This is a genomic window from Mesorhizobium sp. 01N446, assembly GCF_056399285.1.
This window is the reverse complement of the sequence record NZ_JBFTRA010000014.1, coordinates 1-16,127: the sequence shown is the minus strand read 5'-3', so window position 1 is coordinate 16,127 and position 16,127 is coordinate 1. Positions and strand designations below refer to the sequence as shown.

At 62.2% G+C, this 16,127-nt stretch carries 24 protein-coding genes; 15 read left to right on the top strand and 9 right to left on the bottom strand.

The window, feature by feature from the left end; genetic code table 11:
- Positions 1-162: 162 nt before the first annotated feature.
- Positions 163-339, bottom strand: a complete 177-nt coding sequence (locus AC1DPX_RS32450; protein ID WP_477241932.1) for a hypothetical protein — start codon at positions 337-339, stop codon at positions 163-165.
- Here AC1DPX_RS32450 and AC1DPX_RS32445 point away from each other — a divergent pair.
- From AC1DPX_RS32445 to AC1DPX_RS32435, 3 genes are all read left to right on the top strand, one after another.
- Positions 338-649, top strand: a complete 312-nt coding sequence (locus AC1DPX_RS32445) for a hypothetical protein (RefSeq protein WP_244730434.1) — start codon at positions 338-340, stop codon at positions 647-649. The genes AC1DPX_RS32450 and AC1DPX_RS32445 overlap by 2 nt on opposite strands.
- Before the next feature lie 225 nt (positions 650-874).
- The gene (locus AC1DPX_RS32440; protein ID WP_244730433.1) at positions 875-1,636 is read left to right on the top strand and encodes a DUF995 domain-containing protein; all 762 of its coding nucleotides are present in this window, start codon (positions 875-877) and stop codon (positions 1,634-1,636) included.
- Between the two features lie 419 nt (positions 1,637-2,055).
- A complete protein-coding gene (locus tag AC1DPX_RS32435; RefSeq protein ID WP_477241930.1) occupies positions 2,056-2,469 on the top strand; it encodes a hypothetical protein in 414 nt (137 codons plus the stop codon).
- A gap of 1 nt (position 2,470) precedes the next feature.
- Here the strand turns inward: AC1DPX_RS32435 and galE are convergent, their stop codons facing one another.
- From galE to AC1DPX_RS32415, 4 genes are all read right to left on the bottom strand, one after another.
- Positions 2,471-3,502: a UDP-glucose 4-epimerase GalE gene (galE, locus tag AC1DPX_RS32430; RefSeq protein WP_477241928.1), complete on the bottom strand. Its 1,032-nt coding sequence runs from the start codon at positions 3,500-3,502 to the stop codon at positions 2,471-2,473.
- Positions 3,499-4,539, bottom strand: coding sequence for a UDP-glucuronic acid decarboxylase family protein (locus tag AC1DPX_RS32425; protein WP_202355028.1), 1,041 nt, complete (start codon positions 4,537-4,539; stop codon positions 3,499-3,501). Before AC1DPX_RS32425 ends, galE begins: the two co-directional genes overlap by 4 nt.
- 798 nt (positions 4,540-5,337) lie before the next feature.
- On the bottom strand, positions 5,338-5,502 hold the full coding sequence (locus tag AC1DPX_RS32420; protein ID WP_202355027.1) for a hypothetical protein: 165 nt from the start codon (positions 5,500-5,502) through the stop codon (positions 5,338-5,340).
- 106 nt (positions 5,503-5,608) lie between these two features.
- The gene (locus tag AC1DPX_RS32415) at positions 5,609-6,082 is read right to left on the bottom strand and encodes a carboxymuconolactone decarboxylase family protein (RefSeq protein WP_477241926.1); all 474 of its coding nucleotides are present in this window, start codon (positions 6,080-6,082) and stop codon (positions 5,609-5,611) included.
- A 112-nt stretch (positions 6,083-6,194) separates the two neighbouring features.
- Between AC1DPX_RS32415 and AC1DPX_RS32410 the strand changes: the two genes are divergently transcribed.
- From AC1DPX_RS32410 to AC1DPX_RS32400, 3 genes are all read left to right on the top strand, one after another.
- Positions 6,195-6,845 carry a TetR/AcrR family transcriptional regulator gene (locus tag AC1DPX_RS32410; protein ID WP_244730431.1) on the top strand — a complete coding sequence of 217 codons (651 nt, stop codon included), beginning with the start codon at positions 6,195-6,197 and terminating at the stop codon, positions 6,843-6,845.
- A gap of 18 nt (positions 6,846-6,863) precedes the next feature.
- Complete coding sequence (locus AC1DPX_RS32405; RefSeq protein ID WP_477241924.1) at positions 6,864-7,469, top strand: hypothetical protein; 606 nt, start codon at positions 6,864-6,866, stop codon at positions 7,467-7,469.
- A 62-nt stretch (positions 7,470-7,531) separates the two neighbouring features.
- Positions 7,532-8,380, top strand: a complete 849-nt coding sequence (locus AC1DPX_RS32400; protein WP_477241922.1) for a 23S rRNA (adenine(2030)-N(6))-methyltransferase RlmJ — start codon at positions 7,532-7,534, stop codon at positions 8,378-8,380.
- A 36-nt stretch (positions 8,381-8,416) separates the two neighbouring features.
- On the opposite strand, the gene AC1DPX_RS32395 is transcribed toward AC1DPX_RS32400, so the two are convergent.
- Entirely contained in the window at positions 8,417-9,190 is a 774-nt protein-coding gene (locus AC1DPX_RS32395; RefSeq protein ID WP_477241920.1) for an AraC family transcriptional regulator, read from the bottom strand.
- Positions 9,191-9,194: 4 nt separating this feature from the next.
- Entirely contained in the window at positions 9,195-9,416 is a 222-nt protein-coding gene (locus tag AC1DPX_RS32390; RefSeq protein WP_477241918.1) for a hypothetical protein, read from the bottom strand.
- On the opposite strand from AC1DPX_RS32390, the gene AC1DPX_RS32385 reads away from it, so the two are divergent.
- The 7 genes from AC1DPX_RS32385 (at position 9,403) to AC1DPX_RS32355 (ending at position 13,285) form a co-directional block, all read left to right on the top strand.
- A complete protein-coding gene (locus tag AC1DPX_RS32385) occupies positions 9,403-9,825 on the top strand; it encodes a VOC family protein (protein ID WP_477241916.1) in 423 nt (140 codons plus the stop codon). The two genes, AC1DPX_RS32390 and AC1DPX_RS32385, sit on opposite strands and share 14 nt — an antisense overlap.
- A 30-nt stretch (positions 9,826-9,855) precedes the next feature.
- Positions 9,856-10,218, top strand: a complete 363-nt coding sequence (locus AC1DPX_RS32380) for a DoxX family protein (protein WP_477241915.1) — start codon at positions 9,856-9,858, stop codon at positions 10,216-10,218.
- Positions 10,219-10,307: 89 nt separating this feature from the next.
- Entirely contained in the window at positions 10,308-10,760 is a 453-nt protein-coding gene (locus AC1DPX_RS32375; RefSeq protein WP_202355020.1) for a hypothetical protein, read from the top strand.
- A 278-nt stretch (positions 10,761-11,038) separates the two neighbouring features.
- Positions 11,039-11,620, top strand: a complete 582-nt coding sequence (locus tag AC1DPX_RS32370) for a TetR/AcrR family transcriptional regulator (protein WP_477241913.1) — start codon at positions 11,039-11,041, stop codon at positions 11,618-11,620.
- Positions 11,617-12,453 (top strand): EamA family transporter, encoded by an 837-nt coding sequence (locus tag AC1DPX_RS32365; protein WP_477241911.1) that lies wholly within the window; start codon positions 11,617-11,619, stop codon positions 12,451-12,453. Before AC1DPX_RS32370 ends, AC1DPX_RS32365 begins: the two co-directional genes overlap by 4 nt.
- On the top strand, positions 12,450-12,596 hold the full coding sequence (locus AC1DPX_RS32360) for a hypothetical protein (protein ID WP_477241909.1): 147 nt from the start codon (positions 12,450-12,452) through the stop codon (positions 12,594-12,596). The genes AC1DPX_RS32365 and AC1DPX_RS32360 overlap by 4 nt, the downstream gene beginning before the upstream one ends.
- A 74-nt stretch (positions 12,597-12,670) precedes the next feature.
- A complete protein-coding gene (locus AC1DPX_RS32355) occupies positions 12,671-13,285 on the top strand; it encodes a LysE family translocator (protein ID WP_477241907.1) in 615 nt (204 codons plus the stop codon).
- Positions 13,286-13,307: 22 nt separating this feature from the next.
- Here the strand turns inward: AC1DPX_RS32355 and AC1DPX_RS32350 are convergent, their stop codons facing one another.
- Entirely contained in the window at positions 13,308-13,619 is a 312-nt protein-coding gene (locus AC1DPX_RS32350) for a transcriptional regulator (RefSeq protein WP_477241905.1), read from the bottom strand.
- Positions 13,620-14,254: 635 nt separating this feature from the next.
- Here AC1DPX_RS32350 and AC1DPX_RS32345 point away from each other — a divergent pair.
- Together AC1DPX_RS32345 and AC1DPX_RS32340 are read left to right on the top strand one after the other, a co-directional pair.
- Complete coding sequence (locus AC1DPX_RS32345) at positions 14,255-14,638, top strand: hypothetical protein (RefSeq protein ID WP_477241903.1); 384 nt, start codon at positions 14,255-14,257, stop codon at positions 14,636-14,638.
- A gap of 418 nt (positions 14,639-15,056) precedes the next feature.
- Positions 15,057-15,653, top strand: coding sequence for a glutathione S-transferase family protein (locus AC1DPX_RS32340; RefSeq protein WP_202355013.1), 597 nt, complete (start codon positions 15,057-15,059; stop codon positions 15,651-15,653).
- Between the two features lie 62 nt (positions 15,654-15,715).
- On the opposite strand, the gene AC1DPX_RS32335 is transcribed toward AC1DPX_RS32340, so the two are convergent.
- The coding region (locus AC1DPX_RS32335; RefSeq protein WP_477241902.1) for an outer membrane protein at positions 15,716-16,127 on the bottom strand (412 nt) is incomplete at its 5' end.

Genomic DNA, 16,127 nt, shown 5'->3' with positions numbered 1-16,127 from the left:
ATTGCCGGCCGGTGACCTGCTGTGCTTCAGGAACGGCCAAATAAGATCAAATTTTAATAATATCCGATCGAGCACTGAAGGGCGGCGCTGACCATGCCGTTTGCGCGAATTTTAATAAGTATCCCCTAATATTCCGGCATGATGTGAGTGGCGGCTGGCTGTTCACACGGCGCGGAAGACACCAAAGAAAAATATCTCCGCGTCCAATCGACTTGCAGTTCTCGGCAGGGGATAGGTGATGAACAAGTTCATGAGGGGTTTGGCTGCCAAGGGCAGGAAAAATGCCTGGTCCATAGCCGCCATTGCATTGATGTCGATGGTTTCCGGTTGCCAGAGCATGGACGCGACCACGACCGGCTCTCTCGCCGGCAAGCCCGCGGTGCATGCATCCGCCAAGAAAATCCACTACGTCGGAAAGAAGCGGGTTGGCGTGTTCCACCGCAAGCGCGTCATCCAGATGACCAGCGTGACGCGCACGACTGAAACGGCCTACGCCGCCTTCGTGCGGCCGCGGCCGGCCAGGATCGTCACGCCGGCGCCGGTGAAGGTTTCTTACAGGCTGGGCAATGCTGGCCCGCTCCTGGGCCATTCGCCCTGGATCTGCGGTCCAAGCGGATTTGGCCAGCGCGCGACTTGCCGCGCGCGCTAGCAAGAGTTCAGTGGGGGACGGAATCCGGGCGTGAGAAATCGGGCGGCTAAGGCTTCGCCACCCGCCTCTCGCGCCCGGATTTCCATTTGCACAGATACCGATCGACACGCGTCTTCGCGCCGTCTTAGGTCGGCTCTCGTGGCCTGACGTCGAAGTCGCAGGCCGGCCTGGTTTACGGGGCTTGTCGGTCCCTCGGCCCGTGGCACCTCGTTACGGCGCAAAAGATTGACATCGGTCTTTGCCCGGCTGTTAATACTCGCAAAACCAACTGCTGACCGCGCGGCCTGGGAAATCCAGCGTTGTGTCGATGGAGAGAACGCTCCGTGGTGGGGCGTTCTGGGTCATGGTCGTGTCGGCGCTACGCTGGATCGGGGTGTGAAAACCGAAATGCGACCGCTGATTGCGCTGACAGTTTCGACCGGATTGCCCTGGCCTTGCACAGGTCGTGAGCGGGAACGCCGCCAGTCCGGCAGACGCGTTTGGCTTGCGCTCCTGCTGGTCGTTTGTGGTCAGTTGGCGCTTTCCGGAACAGCTCGGGCGGCCAGCGAAGAGAACCCCAAACCTGCGGAAGCCGCCGTCACCGTGCCGACGGCCTATGAGCTGCAGCTTCTCTACTCGAACCGCACATGGCTATGGAAAGACGGGGCCGCCTATTTTGGACAGGCCGCCCGCCCTCTCCGGGCCTGGACGTCGGGGCAGGACTCAGCCTCCGTCGCCGAGGGCAGGTGGCTGGTGACCAAAGACGGCAAGATGTGCATGGAAGTCGCCTGGCGAACCAAGAGCTACAAGGGCAAGCCGCAACGCACCTGCTACAGCCACCGTGTCAGGGGCGGGGCCATCGAGCAGCGAAAGGATCCGGACGGGGCGTGGTACAGCTTCAAGCGAACCCCCGAGGACCTTTCCGACGAATACCGGAAATTCGAGGTGGGCGACACCAAGGCCGCGCAGTTCGAAGAGACCCGCAAGCTGATCGATTCCAATAACTAGGTCGCGTTTCAGCCATACTGAGCCCGGTGGTGCCTTGCGGCGTGCCGCAATGAGAATTGTCGCGGCCGGCGGTTTTCGCGATCCTGCTTCGCCCCATTGTGGCGGGTTGGACCGTCAAATCGGTCTCTGGTTCGACGGCAGGCTGCCTGCTGGGAACCTGTCCAGGAAGTTGCGAATCACTTATCGTGAAGGCTGAGGGATGGGGTCCGACCGGAGTCGCCGGGGCACCGATCCCCAATGAATTGCATTCCATTCCCCAAAAAGGCGAGAGGTTGCGCCTGACTGCACGGTTTGTTTAATAAGCATTGTCTAATATTCGGCGTGATTGTAAGTGGCGGGTGGCTACTCATGCGGCGTGAAGGCAACGAGAGCATGGAATGCCGCACCTCGCCCTTGGCTTGATTAAGAGGGGATACGTGATGAGCAATTCCGCGACGGGCGCATTTCGCCCAGGCAAGTACAATCTATGCATTGTTGCGGCCGTGGCGATCATTTCGGGTTGTCAGGGCCTGGATCCGACCAAAACCGATGCGGTCGCTCTCAAGCCCGTCGTCCACCCGGCCCGCGTCAAACCCGCGGTTCCGCCGGTCTACGCCATGTCCACGGTTCATTCGCTTAGAGCCGAGCCTCAGATTCTGATGACGAGCACGATAGGGTCGACCGAAATCGACTACGCTTTCGTATCACCGCAGCGGGTCAAAATCGGCGCGCCGGGACCCGTGAGGATCTCCTACAATCCGGCCATTGGCGGACCGTTTCCGGGCAGTTCGCCCTATATTTGCAGTCCCAGCGGATTTGGTCAGCGCGCCAGCTGCCACCCGCGCTATCTCTGATCTAGCGAGCAGCGAGCGATGCCCCCGCCTTGCCTGGCGGCAGGTCCGCCGGCTTTGCCCGCAATCCGAAGAACGGGGCCGCCGTCCTGACGATCGTGTCGATGTCGGAAAGCTGCGGCACAAAGCCAAGATCGGCGCGCGCCTTGCCCGGATCGGCATAGAGCTCTGCCGGATCTCCCGGGCGCCGGTCTCTGAAGACCGCCGGAACCGGTCTCGAAGTTATCCGGCTGACCGCCTGTATGATCTCCTTGATGGATACGCCGCGCCCGGTGCCGAGGTTGACCGACAGGCTTTGTCCGCCGCCCTCGAGATGCTGGAGCGCTTTCAGGTGGGCGCTGGCCAGGTCGCTGACATGGATATAATCACGCACGCAGGTGCCGTCCGGCGTGTCATAGTCCGTGCCGAAGACTTCGATTTCGTCGATGATGCCGGACGCCGCCATCAGCACCCTGGGAACGAGATGCGTTTCCGGTGAATGCCACTCGCCGAGCTCGCCATCGGGATCGGCGCCGCAGGCGTTGAAATAGCGCAGGATCGCGAATCTCATCCCATAGGCGGACGCATAGTCGCCGATGATCTGCTCTCCCATCAGCTTGGTGCGCCCGTAAGGGCTGATCGGATTTTGCAAGGAGGTCTCGCGAACGGGCAACGCCTCCGGCACGCCGTAGGTGGCGCAACTGCTGGAGAAGATGATGTTGTCGACGGCGTGCGCGCGAGCCGCGTCGAGCACGGCGATGGTCCCGGTCACGTTGGTCGAATAATAGTCGGCCGGCTCGCCGACGGATTCCCCGACATAAGCCAGCGCCGCGAAGTGGATGACCGAAATCGGCCGGTACGTCCCGATCGCCGCCCGCAGCGCATCCCGGTTCCGGATATCGCCGACGACAAGCGGTCCCCAGGCGACGGATTTCCGGTTGCCGCGGCTCAGATTGTCGAAAGCCACGGGCAGATAACCGGCGGCGGCCAGCAGCTTGCAGGTGTGACTGCCGATGAAGCCGGCTCCGCCTGTCACCAGGACCGCCGGTCGGCTCATGAAGCCGCGGCCCCGGTGATCATCCGGCGTCCGTAGAGCAAGGTGTCGAAATAGTCGACGGTGTGGGCGAGCCCCTGGGCCAGGTTGATCCTCGGCTCCCAACCAAGATTGTCCCTGGCGAAGGAAATATCCGGTTTGCGCTGCCTGGGATCGTCGACCGGCAATGGCCGATGCACGATCTTCGACCTCGAATTGGTGTAGCCGACAACCAGCGTTGCGAGTTCCATGATGGTGAACTCGCCGGGGTTGCCGAGATTGACCGGATGGGCAGGCGCGCGCGGCGCATTCATCAGCCGTATGAAGCCCTCGATAAGGTCGTCGGCGTAACAGAAGGAACGGGTTTGCAGGCCGCTGCCATAGACGGTCAGGTCTTCGCCGCGCAACGCCTGGACGATGAAGTTCGAGACCACGCGCCCGTCATCGGGCTGCATGCGGCGGCCGTAGGTGTTGAAGATGCGGGCAACGCGGATGTCGAGCCCATATGTCCTCGAATAGTCGAAGAACAGGGTTTCGGCCGAGCGCTTGCCTTCATCATAGCAGGACCGCGGTCCATGCGTGTTGACGTTGCCAAAATAGCTCTCGGGCTGCGGGTGCACTAACGGGTCGCCATAAACCTCCGAGGTCGAGGCCTGGAATATCTTGGCATTGTTCCGGCGCGCGAGTTCCAGAAGGTTCAGCGAACCGAGCACGCTCGTCTTGAATGTATGGATCGGATCCGCCTGGTAGTGTGGCGGAGAGGCAGGGCAGGCGAGATTGTAGATCTCGTCGGCCTCAAGGCCGACAGGCAGAGGATCGACGATGTCGTGCTCGATGCAGGTGAATCTGGGATCGCGCAGAAGGGTGTTGAGATTGTATCTCTTGCCGGTGTGGAAATTGTCCAGCGCGACGACGTCATACCCGTCCCGCAACAGGCGTTCACACAGATGCGACCCCAGGAAACCTGCGCCCCCGGCAACCAGGGCGCGACGTCGTTTTTGGTGAGGCTCCCTTTGACCGATCCCGGATCCCAGTTTCAGAACCTTGATGATCTTGCTCATGCTTTTCCCCTACGCAACGCGCACGCTATCGCCGCGCCGGGACAACGCCCCGGCAACGCCTTCAGAACGTGACAAACCCTCCGCATCAGCGGATTTGCTGCCCATTGATGTGCGTTAACTGACCTTTGGGTTCGCCGGGTCGGGCCGCACGGTTTACGTGCGGCCGCTCACCCGCTTCCACGCCCCAAAATCGCGATCACACGCTCGGTGCCGTCATCGTCGATTGCTCGCCCAAATTGCACATCCCAACGTACTAAAAATATACCTGTAGGGATCATAGTCAACTAAATTAGTAATTTCTTAACTACAACAATTCGCGAATGGTTAACCCTCGGATAGGCTCGGGCCTGCAAATCCAGACCGTGAGCGTCCGGGGAGATAGTCGTTGCAAGTCAATGGTTTGGATCGACCGCCGATGCAATGCTGGGGCTGAGAATGCCGAGGCCGCCACTCCATCGCGCGTCTCGGTCCGTATCCAAGGAAATATACCTAAATAAAAAGCGGCCTTGGGCAATCCCCCGCGGATGTCAAATTTTCAGTTCGCAATGAGACTGCTGGCCAAAGCCGCTTGGGCTGCAAATATAAATGTCTGGGTGTGAATACTTTGCCAGTATTTCCTTGCGAAAAGAGGATTCATCGCAGCCACTTATGGAGAATAGAAAGGCGAGAGCCAAAAATTGAATGGAAAACCGCTGCGCCCGGGATGATTTGAACCGCGACCTTGCTTCATCGGACTGCTCAAAGGCTTTGTGCATAAAGGCCTCTTATTCGCTTGGCGCGGATCAACGGTCATTTTGGTCAGAAAAAGCGCCTGTGTCCATTCCACGCCGCAACATCGATGATCTCGATAATGGCATTGAGCGCATAGGTAGAGAGCGCCGTCCATTGCGCGATCGCGTATGCACGCGACGGCACCTCGGCACAACCGGTTGTAAAATACCTGAGCCGGGGGATGGTCTGCATCCGCGGGCCATCCCCTGGCGGGGCACGACAAGACGGTCGCATTGCTCTTTTGTCGATTGGGCTCGGATCAACCTGGAGGCGGTCGACCGCTTCCAGGTCGAATGGCCTACTGCCCGCCCATCTCCTTCTTGAATGTGTCGAAATCGACCTGCATGCCGTTGAAGATGGTGCTCCAATGGCGGGTCAGCGCAGCCATTGCCACGGCTTCCTGTATCTCCTCGTCGGTGGCGCCTGCGCGCTTGGCGTCCTGCGTGTCCGACCAGATGCAGTAGTTGCACGGAATCTGCGCCGCCACTGCCAGCGAGATCAGCGACTTGACCTTTGGCGGCAGCGCCGTCTTGTCGTTGAGCTCAATGGCCTTGACCTCGGCCCAGGCGCCGGGCAGACCGGCCTTGGGAAACTGTTTCACAAAACTCGGTACGCCGCCCATGGTCGCCTGGATATCCTTGAGGGTCGCATCATAGTCGTCGGCATAGGCAGGTGCCGCGACCAGGGCCAGCGCACAGCCGGCGGCGGCGGCGAGCAGGCAGCGGTGGTGTAGCGATGAAAGCACGGATGAAAGAATGCGATAACTGGACATGACATTCTCCTCTGGTCTTTGTTAGCCTTACGATGTAAGGTGATGCGGAAAATGAACCTTACAGTGTAAGTTGTCAAGCGGCGCAATGGACTCATCAATCAAAAAAAAGCGAGTGCGCGGGCGCCTGTCGCGCGAAATGATCGAGGACGCTGCCTTCGAGGTGATCGAGAAGGAAGGGCTCGCCGGCTTTTCAATGCGCAAGCTGGCGGCGGCACTCGGTTGCGAGGCGATGAGCATCTATCACCACTTTCCTTCGGTGGCGCATTTGCACGAAGCGCTGGTCGACCGCCTGGTCGGTCCTCTTGAAATCCCTGACGCCGGCCTTCCGTGGCGGCAAAGAATGCGCGTCGCCATCGAGGATTTTCGCCGTATCGGCCACGACCATCCCGCCTATGCAGCTTTCTTCGTCACTTACCGGATGAACTCGCCGATCTGCCTTGCCTGGCTGAACGGCATTCTGAGCCTGTTCAGGGATGGCGGCTTCGACGCCGAACTCAGCGCCAGGCTTTTCCGTGCCGTCGGTTATTATCTGATGGGCGCGGTGCTGGACGAGAATGCCGGCTATGCCAAGGGCCCGTCGGCGGTGAACACGGTCAGCGACGAGCAACTGGCCCGGGATTTTCCCAATGTCATGGCCGCCGGGCGCTTCTTCGGCACCGCCGAATTCGACAAGACATTCGAACTCGGCCTCGACATGCTGCTGGACGAGATGGAACGCCTGCGCGACGGTGCCGGCGCAAGCCAGCTGTCCGGCAAGGTGTGACTACGGGGTGAGTTCTGAATGCGCTTTCTGTTTGTCCTGATCCTGCTCGCCGGCACCGGCGTCGGCCTCATCTATCCCTGGGCGATGACCAATTTTTCCGGCCGCGAGATCGGTACCTGGCGGGTCTATGAGCAAGGCCGCTTCAAGCCGCTGACCGTGGCGCTGTCAGGCCGCGACGCGCCGGTACGGGTCCTAGTCGATCTCACCGCGCGGGCCGAACGCATCGTTTCGCAGCAGCGCACGGTGTTGACGCTGACCGCCGCCACCAATAGCCGCACGGTGCTTGCCTCGACGCTGCAGTTCAACCATGTCGACAATCCGCGCCAGGTCAGCCCGCAGCTGCCCGACAAGATCTTTCGCGACGAGGCCGGCGTCATCGCCACCGTAAATTCCGGTCCTTATGTCTTCACCGTCGGCCCCGGCGATGCCGAGGACATCCCGATGCGCGCGGTCGATCTCATCCTGCGCTCCGGCGTCGGCGAAGCCGACCGGCGTGCGCGGCCGGTCGGTTTCTCGCTGATGGCGATCGGCTTGATCGGCTTCCTGCTGTCCCTGCGTTCTGGCGGCGGCCGGCCGGACAACCCGAACTCGCAACCACCGCCGCCGCGTTGGGGCAGGGGGTGACGCATGTCGCTCAAAAGTGTGCAGCGGTTTTGGGACAACGACATGCGTAACGGCAACGGATCATGAACTATCGCCACGCCTACCACGCCGGAAATTTCGCCGATGTCGTCAAGCATGTCGTGCTGACACGCCTGCTCGACTATCTCAAGCAGAAGGACAAGGCGTTTCGTGTCGTCGACACCCATGCCGGCATTGGCCGCTACGACCTGTCTTCGGTCGAGGCGCAGAAGACCGGCGAGTGGCAGGGCGGCATCGGCAGGCTGATAGACGCCTCGTTCGACGCGAAGGCGGCCGCGCTGCTGGCGCCTTATCTGGAGGCGGTGCGGTCGCTCAATCCTGGGGGCGGCGTCAAGAAATATCCGGGTTCGCCGCTGTTCGCGCGCCATCTCCTGCGCAAGCAGGATCGGTTGTCGGCGATCGAACTGCACCCGAAAGACGCCGCCAAGCTGAAGGCGGAATTCGCCGGCGATTTCCAGGTGAGGGTGATGGAACTCGACGGCTGGCTGGCACTCGGCGCGCATGTGCCGCCGAAGGAGAAGCGCGGCCTTGTGCTCATCGATCCGCCCTTCGAGGAGGAGGGCGAGTTCGGCCGCCTCGTCGACGGGCTCATCAGGGCGCACAAGCGCTGGCCCGGCGGCATCTATGCGCTGTGGTATCCGATCAAGGACCGCAAGGCGGTGATCGCCTTCAGGAAGGCGCTGAAGCAATCGGGCATCCCGAAAATCCTCGATATCGAATTCGAGATCAGGCCGGCCTCTTCGGAACCCAGCCTCGATGGCAGCGGCATGGTGGTGGTCAATCCGCCCTTCACGCTGGAGGGCGAATTGCGAACCGTGTTGCCGGCCCTGCACAAATTGCTCGCCGTGGAAAAGCCGGCGCACTGGTCGCTGGAGTGGCTGGCCGGGGAGTAGGCGGGCACGGCTTCGACCGCGACGGTCGAGGAACTGCTATGTTCTCGACGAGGCGCCTGCGAAAGTCGATGGCGTGGCGCCGGACAGTCGCCTGCTCTCGCGTATCAGATGAGCCTGATCCGAATAACCGGCTTCGACCGCCAGCATTGCGGTTGAAGCATCGCTGGACGTTTGCCTCAGGCGCCGGTAGCGATGAAAGCGCAGGATGCGGTCGAGCGTCTTGGGGCCGTAGCCGAAACTTTCCTCGAAACGGCGACGCAGCGTCCGCTCGCTCAAATGCAAGGTGCGCAGCAGGTACGGCACCAGCGGCTTGTCGGCTGGCAGTCCTTGGTCAATCAGATCGAAGGCATGGCCCATGACCGTGTCGGATGCACGGTGCTCTAGCGTGTGTGCCCCGATTGCCTCCTCCAATTGTCTTACCATGCCGGCGAGATCGGGCGTGGCGTGGATACGGTCCGCCAGATGGCGCGCCCGCTCACCCCAGAGGCCGCCGAGGTCAAGGCGTTCTCCCACGATCCGGTTGGCCGGCACGCCCAGCCAGCCGGCGGCCGCCCCTGGCCGGAATCTCAATCCGACGATCGTCGATCCTGAGGGCAGTGTCTCGATCTGCGGCTCCCGGTCCGGTCCCGCGACCCGGAACCGGCCGTCGATCCACTGCAGGTCGATCGTCGCATCCGGGGTTATCACGACAGGCGGAGCGTCCCGGTCCTGCATGCGGTGGACCCAGACGGACACGAAAGCGGCAGCCAGCCGCCTGTCCGCGGGGCGTTCCTGGAAAAAGCCGGTGGTCTGCGCCAGTACCGCTTCCATCCCTTCAGCCTTCGTCAGTCTGCTCGGCCCCTGGTCTTCTCCTCGGCTCGCCATTTGGGTCCGCTGCCTCGGCCGTTTTGGCCGAAATCTTCAATGCGGGCCGCTCCCGCCATGGCAAACCACACCAAGCCTTTTCGGTGCCATTGGCGACCACATCGGCGTCGAGGTCACCGATACGGTGCAAGTTCCGAATATAGAAAGGAGAAATCAAAATGAAAGCGCGCATCAGTGTCATCACGCTTGGTGTCGACAATCTGGAAGCTTCGCTCGAATTCTACCGAAACGGGCTGGGGTTTCCGACCGAAGGCATTATCGGCAAAGAGTTCGAGCACGGCGCCGTCGCCTTCTTCGATCTGCAGAACGGCCTGAAGTTCGCGATCTTCGAACGCTCCAACATCGCCGTGGACGCCGGCATCGCCCAGACCGGCCGCAGCCCGACGGAGTTCACCATCGGCCACAATGTCACCAGCGAGGCCGAGGTCGATGCCGCGATGGCGCAGGCCATCAGCGCCGGCGCGCGCCTTGTCAGGCCGGCGCAGAACACGTTCTGGGGTGGCTATGCCGGCTATTTCCAGGATCCGGACGACCATCTGTGGGAAGTCGTCTTCAACCCTGCCTTCCTTCCCGAGGACTGAACCCTGGCAGGCATCTGGTAGGAGGTTGGCATGTTCGTTCAAACGGTTCAGGCGCTGGGCGCGCTCCTGATCGGCGGCATGTTCGCATGGGCCGGCGTCGAACATTTCGTGAAGTTCAAGGCAATGACCGAGTATCTGGCCGCCAGGCGATTTCCGATGCCGGCCTTCGTGCTCGCCGCGGGCTCGGCGTTGGAGATTGTCGCCGGCTCCTTGCTTGCCATGGGCATTGCGATGCCATTCGCCGCCGCCGCGCTGGTGGTGTTTACGTTGGCGGCGAACATGCTCCTGCTGCGGTTCTGGGCCTGTGAGGGCCTGGAACGGCAGACGCTGCGATCCGCCTTTCTGGTCAACTTCGCCGTTATTGGCGGATTGCTGCTTGCGGCAACCGCATAGTCTTGTTCTGGAAACCATTGTTTCGGCAACCGCTTGACCGCCGCCAAGCGAATCCGCACAGTGCGCGCAATCGACCTTGAGAGGCTGCCATGACTCGCTTCGCCAAATCCGCACTTGCCGCCCTGATTTCGCTCTGCACCCCGCTAGCCGCGCCTCTCGCTATCACCCAGACGGCGCAGGCGGCCGACCTTGCCGTCTATTCTGACGATGATGGCGGCGTCTGCGGCCAGCCCTGGGTGCTGAGCAAGATCACCAGCCGCTTCTCCTACCAGGTGCATCACGTGCCGCATCTGCCTGACGTGCAGATCACCGATTTCCGGCGTATCCACCAGCACCGCTATCTGCCGGCCAACGACACCTGGCCGATCGGCCGCCGCTATTGCGGCGCCACCGTCAGCCTCTCCGACGGGCGCGACCGAACCATCTGGTACCTGATCGAGGAAGGCCAGGGCTTCGCCTCGATCGGCGACAATGTCGAATTCTGCGTCTCGGGCTTCGACCGCTGGATGGTCTATAACGGCCGCTGCCGCGTCCTGCGCTAAGGGAATGTTGATATTCAGGTGAGGCCGGCCTGCAAACGGCAGCTTCCTGCGCTTCTGGTGCTCGCGTACTTTAAGTACGCTCCGCTCCGGTTCTCGGAAGCCACCGTTTTCGACTCGGCCTGACCTGCATCTCAACATTCCCTAAACGCAGTCTTCCAAATTCCCGATTGTTTTGACGCCTGCGGCTTGATCAGCCGCAGGCGTTTTGTTGTGTTGACAGAAAACGCGATCCATTGCACTCTGATGAGACAGACCTGTCTCATCACTTGTTGGATGCCATGACACCGTCGCCTCTCTCCGACAAACGCCAGCATGTCGTCGAAACCRCCTACGCGCTGTTCAAGCGCGCCGGATTCCATGCCACCGGCATCGACCGGATCATCGCCGAGGCCGACGTGGCCAAGATGACGATGTACCGTCATTTCCCCAGCAAGGACGAGTTGATCGTCGCGGTACTCGACTATCGCGCCCGGCGTTTTGACGGTCAGCTCGACCAGCTTGCCCGCAAGGACATCACGCCGGAGCAGAAGATCGCGGAGATATTCGACTGGCATCGCCGCTGGTTCCGCAGTCCCGATTTCCACGGCTGTCTGTTCGCGCATGCGCTGGCCGAGTTTGGCGACCCCGGGCATCCGGTGTTCGAGGCTGTCGCCAGGCAGAAGAATGGCCTTCGCCAGCGCATGCGATCGATCCTGTCGGAGGTGATGCCGCGCGGCCGGGCCGAGAACGTGGCGGCAACCCTGTTGATGCTGATCGAAGGGGCGACCCTGATGGCGCAGATGGGGCAGGGGAATACCGCCCTGCGTGAAGCCCGCAAGACCGCCCTGGGGATCGTCGCTGCCTCGCGCGGGCCGCAATGAGCCCGCTGGTCATCGGGCTCGCGCTTTTCGCGGCGATCCTGCACGCAAGCTGGAATGCTTTTCTGCGAACCGGCGCCGACAGGTTGTGGACCGTCACCGTCATGAGCTTCTCCAGCACGGCGCTGGCCGTTCCGCTGGCCATCGTCAACGGTTTTCCAGCCCCATCGGCCTGGCTCTATGTCGGGCTCTCGGCCTGCCTGCAGGTCGGCTACAGCGTGTTTCTGGTGGCCGCCTACCGATATGGCGAACTGGGGCAGGTCTATCCGATTGTTCGCGGCAGCGTGCCTCTGCTCGTCACCCTTGGTGGCTTCCTGCTCGCCGGCCAGCAGCTCAGCGTTCTGGAGACTGTCGGCGTCGCCCTGGTCGGTAGCGGCATCATGGGGCTATCGCTCGGACGCGGAAGAGCTGCCACGACATCGATCCTCTATGCGCTGGCGACGGGAGCAATCATCGCCGCCTATGCGACGGTCGATGCGATCGGCGTTCGCGCGGCCGGCAATGTCGGCGCCTACACCGCCTGGGTGCTGCTCGCCTATGGCGCCTTGCTGCCGGCGACCTTCATAGCATGCCGTGGGCGGCTGATTGTCGACCCGCGGGCGCCGGAGACCTGGAAGGCACTGGGCGGCGGTCTGTTCGCGCTTCTCGCCTACGGCGTCGTGGTAGCGGCCTTCGCACTCGGGCCTGCCGGTCCGATCACCGCGATCCGCGAGACCAGCGTCGTCTTCGCGGCCTTCATCGGCCGGCTGTTTCTCGGTGAGACGCTGACGCCCCGGCGGGTCGGCGCCTGCGCCGTCGTCGCGCTCGATGCCATCTGCCTCGGTTACCAATCGTGACGACAATGCATGCGCCTGCCGGCACGCGCGCCTGCGGCTCGGGTCTGGCGGGACTTGCCTATTCGGCGTGGGGCTGGAGCGGCGCCTGCCTGTTCGGCGCGGCATCCGCCGCGGCGGCGCTGGTGGTGTCACGAAGGCCCTGAAGTCTGGGTATCGCCGGCGGGCAAATCGGCTAAGCTGAACACCCGAGAGCGACACATCACTTTCGGGAGCCTTCATGGACCTTGCCACCGTCCTTGCCTTCGCGGCCGCCTTCTTCGTCTTCGCCGCCAGCCCCGGTCCCGACAACATGACGATCGTCGCCCGCACGATCTCCAGCGGCGCCGCGTCGGGCATCGCCTATGGCGCCGGCACGGTGGTCGGCATCCTCATCTTCCTGATGCTCGCGGCCTTCGGCCTGTCGATCATCGCCGCCAAGATGGCAATCGTCATGACGGTGCTTCGCTACGGCGGAGCGGCCTATCTGATCTGGATGGGCGTCAAGCTCTGGACGGCAGTGCCCGTCGTGCCGGATCTGCAGCCTGTCTCCGGGCGGCGCGGCCTGCTGACGATCTTCGCCACCGGTGTCGCGCTCAATCTCGGCAATCCGAAAATGCCGCTGTTCTATGTGGCACTGCTGCCCAACGTCGTCGGCGCCTCGCTGACATCATCTCATCTCGGCATCCTCGTCCCGGTGATCCTGGCTGTCGAGATTGTGGTGATCGGCGGGCATGTCCTCCTTGCCGGCCGCGTCCGCGGCCTGTTGCGCACGCCCCGGATCGTGCGCCGGGTCAACCGCGCGGCGGGCGGCGTCATGATCGGCGCCGGCGTTGCCGTGGTCGTCACGCGCTGAGGCAGAGCGCTCAGTCGCAGCGCTATTTCCTGCGTTGCGTCGCCTCGGCCTGGTCGATGATCTTGCGGAGAAAAGCGATGTGGCCGCGAAAGGCCCGCCGCCCAATCGTCGTTGCCTTGACCCGGGTCTGCGGCCGTCGCCCGACGAAAAGCTTCTCGACATCGACATAGCCTGCCCTGGCCAGCGTATCGAGATGTGCCCCGAGATTCCCATCAGTGGTTTCGATCGTGGCCTTCAACTGGGTGAACTCCAGTGCCTCACGCCTTTCCAGCGTGTTCAGGACGGCCATGATCCTCAGCCGGGTGCTCTGATGAATGATCTCGTCGGCACTCATCGATGGGCCCCTCCGAGGCGAAGCCCTGGGCTGTCGCCACGTGGCTTGGCGATTGCGGGTCCTGTCTGTTGCCTTTGTGTGATCGAAATCAAATCACTAGCTCCTGCTTCTGCAGAATATTCTGCCTCGCAGAGCAATCTGTCAATCAGCGACGGATGATGGAAGCACGCTTGACAAGGTGTTCTTCAGATCGGTCGTCGCGTCGTGCTCGTGATCAGTATGGATCATTCGATTGCAGAAGATGATCGCTTCGATGAGGCGGCAGGCCGTGATATTCGCGGCCACAGATCATGCGTGAATCGGCTCGCTAATCTTCGTGGCTTCATCGTCAGCTCGCATCGAGAGTGCCGGTGTGAAATTGCTGGCGATGTCAGAAGATCAGCAGCGGATTTTTGTGATGATGAGTGCGATCGTGTGTCGATCTCAACCAAAATTTAAGCTGAGAAAATCATACCATTGCTTCGCTGGCTAGCGAGCCGCGAGTCAGATATGCATTGCGCGCCGGGGTCATTCACGGCCATCGGCATAACGTGAAGGGGCATGACATGGCTAAGCAGTCATCTAAAGCGCCGGCATCCAAGGCACCGGCAAAGAAAGCACCCGCAAAAGCAGTCGCGGCGAAGGCCGCAACAGCAGTGAAGAAAGCAGCGCCTGCGAAGGCGGCGGCAAAGCCCGCGGCGAAGGCAGCACCGGCCAAGAAGCCGGCGGCCAAGGCAGCGGCGAAGCCGGCAGTGAAGAAGGCGGCGCCCGCCAAGGCAGCGGCAAAGCCGGCGGCGAAGGCAGCACCGGCGAAGAAGCCGGCAGCCAAGGCAGCGGCAAAACCCGCCGCCAAGAAGGCAGCGCCCGCCAAGGCCGCGGCAAAGCCCGCCGCAAAGGCAGCGGCAAAGCCGGCAGCAAAGGCGGCGGCAAAGCCGGCCGCGAAAGCAGCAGCGGCCGCGACCAAGCCGGCTGTGAAGAAGGCCGCCGCGCCGAAGGCCAAGGCAGCGCCTGCGAAGGCGAAGGCTCCGGCCAAGAAGTAGACCGGTCGTTGGGGCGTCGGGTATCCCTTCGGGGTTCGCAAGGACGCTCTGACGCTCGGGATCGAAACTGTCCGGCAGCGGGTTCAGCCCTGAGGGCTGAACATCGGAATGGGACCGAGGGGCAAGCAAAGCGAGGCGCCGGTTGGCTGCCTCGCTCGCTCTTTGGGTTGCCTCCTTGTAGCAGTCGGCGAAGGTCTGGGTACGATGCCTGGGCTTCTTGAGATGCGAATGCAGGTCTGATCCCGTCAGACTGCCGTCTTCGCACGCTCGTGTTCCAGCGTGTCAGTTCGTAGGCTGTCCGTGATGTCTGGAAGCGGAAACCGCAACCGGTTTCTGGCTGTTGTTTTTTCGTGCCCTGGCGGTTGATCGCAAGCGCCTCTCCAGTCAACACTGGGCGCCTGCAAACAGGAAACCGATCATGCCGAAGCTGCTCTACGCCTCCACCTCTCCCTACAGCTCCAAGGTAAGGATGGCCGCGGCCTATGCCGGGATCGCGATCGACGAAGTGCCGGTCAAGACCGAGGACAAACCGGCCGAACTGATCGGCGCCAATCCGCTCGGCAAGATCCCGGTGCTGGTACTGGACGATGGCCGCTCGGTTCACGACAGCCGCGCCATCACCCAGCACCTCAACCGGATTTCGAAGAACGCCTTGTTTCCGCGCAATCCCGACAAGCGGCTCGAGGCGGAAGTGCTGGAGGCGCTGGCTGACGGCATCTGCGATTGCGCGCTGTCGATGGTCTATGAACGCCGCACCCGGCCTGACGAGATGGTCTATCAGCCCTGGCTCGACCGGCAGTGGGCGAAGATCACCGCCGCGCTCGACCTGCTCAATGCCAACCCGCCGAAACTGCCCAAGAAGATCACGGCCGGCCAGATGGCCTTGCGTGCCTGCCTCGGCTATCTCTCTTTGCGTTTCGCTGGCAAATGGGAAAAGGGCCGCGGCCGGCTGACCCGTTGGGCGGCGCGTTTCGACGAAAAATTTCCGGAGCTGAAGTCGGCGATTCCGGCCTGAGCGGCCGGCAATAAAAAAGCCGGGCGCGAGGCCCGGCTTTTTCGTGTCGTGGCTTGAACGACTTAAAACTTCATGCCGAGGCCGAAGGTGACGCGGTTGTCGGTGGCCTTGACCTTGCCGATACCGTCGAAGCTCTTCGAGCCGAAGTCCGTGTAGCGGTACTCGACACGGCCGAAGACGTTGTCGGTCAGCTTGATGTCGGTGCCGACGCCGGCGGTCCAGCCGAGCATCGTGGCGCGGTCGCTGACGCCGAGATCGCTGTCTTCCACCTTCAGGCTTTTGCCGGCGAGACCGCCGGTACCATAGAGCAGGATTTCCGGGGTCACAGCGTAGCCGAGACGGGCACGCAGCGAGCCTTCGAAGCCGCCCTTGGAGTGGATGCCGTTATCGTCACCCTTGACGCCGTTGTAGCCGAGTTCGGCTTCACCGCCGTACACGAAGTTCTCCTGCTGCCACTGATAGCCGCCGAAGACG

Excerpts from the sequence above, each read along its gene's own strand:
- AC1DPX_RS32415 (WP_477241926.1), bottom strand. The coding sequence starts at position 6,082 with ATGTCCAGTTATCGCATTCTTTCATCCGTGCTTTCATCGCTACACCAC.
- AC1DPX_RS32445 (WP_244730434.1), top strand. The coding sequence starts at position 338 with ATGGACGCGACCACGACCGGCTCTCTCGCCGGCAAGCCCGCGGTGCAT.
- AC1DPX_RS32380 (WP_477241915.1), top strand. The coding sequence starts at position 9,856 with ATGTTCGTTCAAACGGTTCAGGCGCTGGGCGCGCTCCTGATCGGCGGC.
- AC1DPX_RS32385 (WP_477241916.1), top strand. The coding sequence starts at position 9,403 with ATGAAAGCGCGCATCAGTGTCATCACGCTTGGTGTCGACAATCTGGAA.
- AC1DPX_RS32390 (WP_477241918.1), bottom strand. The coding sequence starts at position 9,416 with ATGCGCGCTTTCATTTTGATTTCTCCTTTCTATATTCGGAACTTGCAC.
- AC1DPX_RS32405 (WP_477241924.1), top strand. The coding sequence starts at position 6,864 with ATGCGCTTTCTGTTTGTCCTGATCCTGCTCGCCGGCACCGGCGTCGGC.
- AC1DPX_RS32375 (WP_202355020.1), top strand. The coding sequence starts at position 10,308 with ATGACTCGCTTCGCCAAATCCGCACTTGCCGCCCTGATTTCGCTCTGC.
- AC1DPX_RS32395 (WP_477241920.1), bottom strand. The coding sequence starts at position 9,190 with ATGGAAGCGGTACTGGCGCAGACCACCGGCTTTTTCCAGGAACGCCCC.
- AC1DPX_RS32355 (WP_477241907.1), top strand. The coding sequence starts at position 12,671 with ATGGACCTTGCCACCGTCCTTGCCTTCGCGGCCGCCTTCTTCGTCTTC.
- AC1DPX_RS32350 (WP_477241905.1), bottom strand. The coding sequence starts at position 13,619 with ATGAGTGCCGACGAGATCATTCATCAGAGCACCCGGCTGAGGATCATG.
- AC1DPX_RS32365 (WP_477241911.1), top strand. The coding sequence starts at position 11,617 with ATGAGCCCGCTGGTCATCGGGCTCGCGCTTTTCGCGGCGATCCTGCAC.
- AC1DPX_RS32435 (WP_477241930.1), top strand. The coding sequence starts at position 2,056 with ATGAGCAATTCCGCGACGGGCGCATTTCGCCCAGGCAAGTACAATCTA.
- AC1DPX_RS32340 (WP_202355013.1), top strand. The coding sequence starts at position 15,057 with ATGCCGAAGCTGCTCTACGCCTCCACCTCTCCCTACAGCTCCAAGGTA.
- AC1DPX_RS32450 (WP_477241932.1), bottom strand. The coding sequence starts at position 339 with ATGCTCTGGCAACCGGAAACCATCGACATCAATGCAATGGCGGCTATG.
- AC1DPX_RS32420 (WP_202355027.1), bottom strand. The coding sequence starts at position 5,502 with ATGCAGACCATCCCCCGGCTCAGGTATTTTACAACCGGTTGTGCCGAG.
- galE (WP_477241928.1), bottom strand. The coding sequence starts at position 3,502 with ATGAGCCGACCGGCGGTCCTGGTGACAGGCGGAGCCGGCTTCATCGGC.
- AC1DPX_RS32400 (WP_477241922.1), top strand. The coding sequence starts at position 7,532 with ATGAACTATCGCCACGCCTACCACGCCGGAAATTTCGCCGATGTCGTC.
- AC1DPX_RS32425 (WP_202355028.1), bottom strand. The coding sequence starts at position 4,539 with ATGAGCAAGATCATCAAGGTTCTGAAACTGGGATCCGGGATCGGTCAA.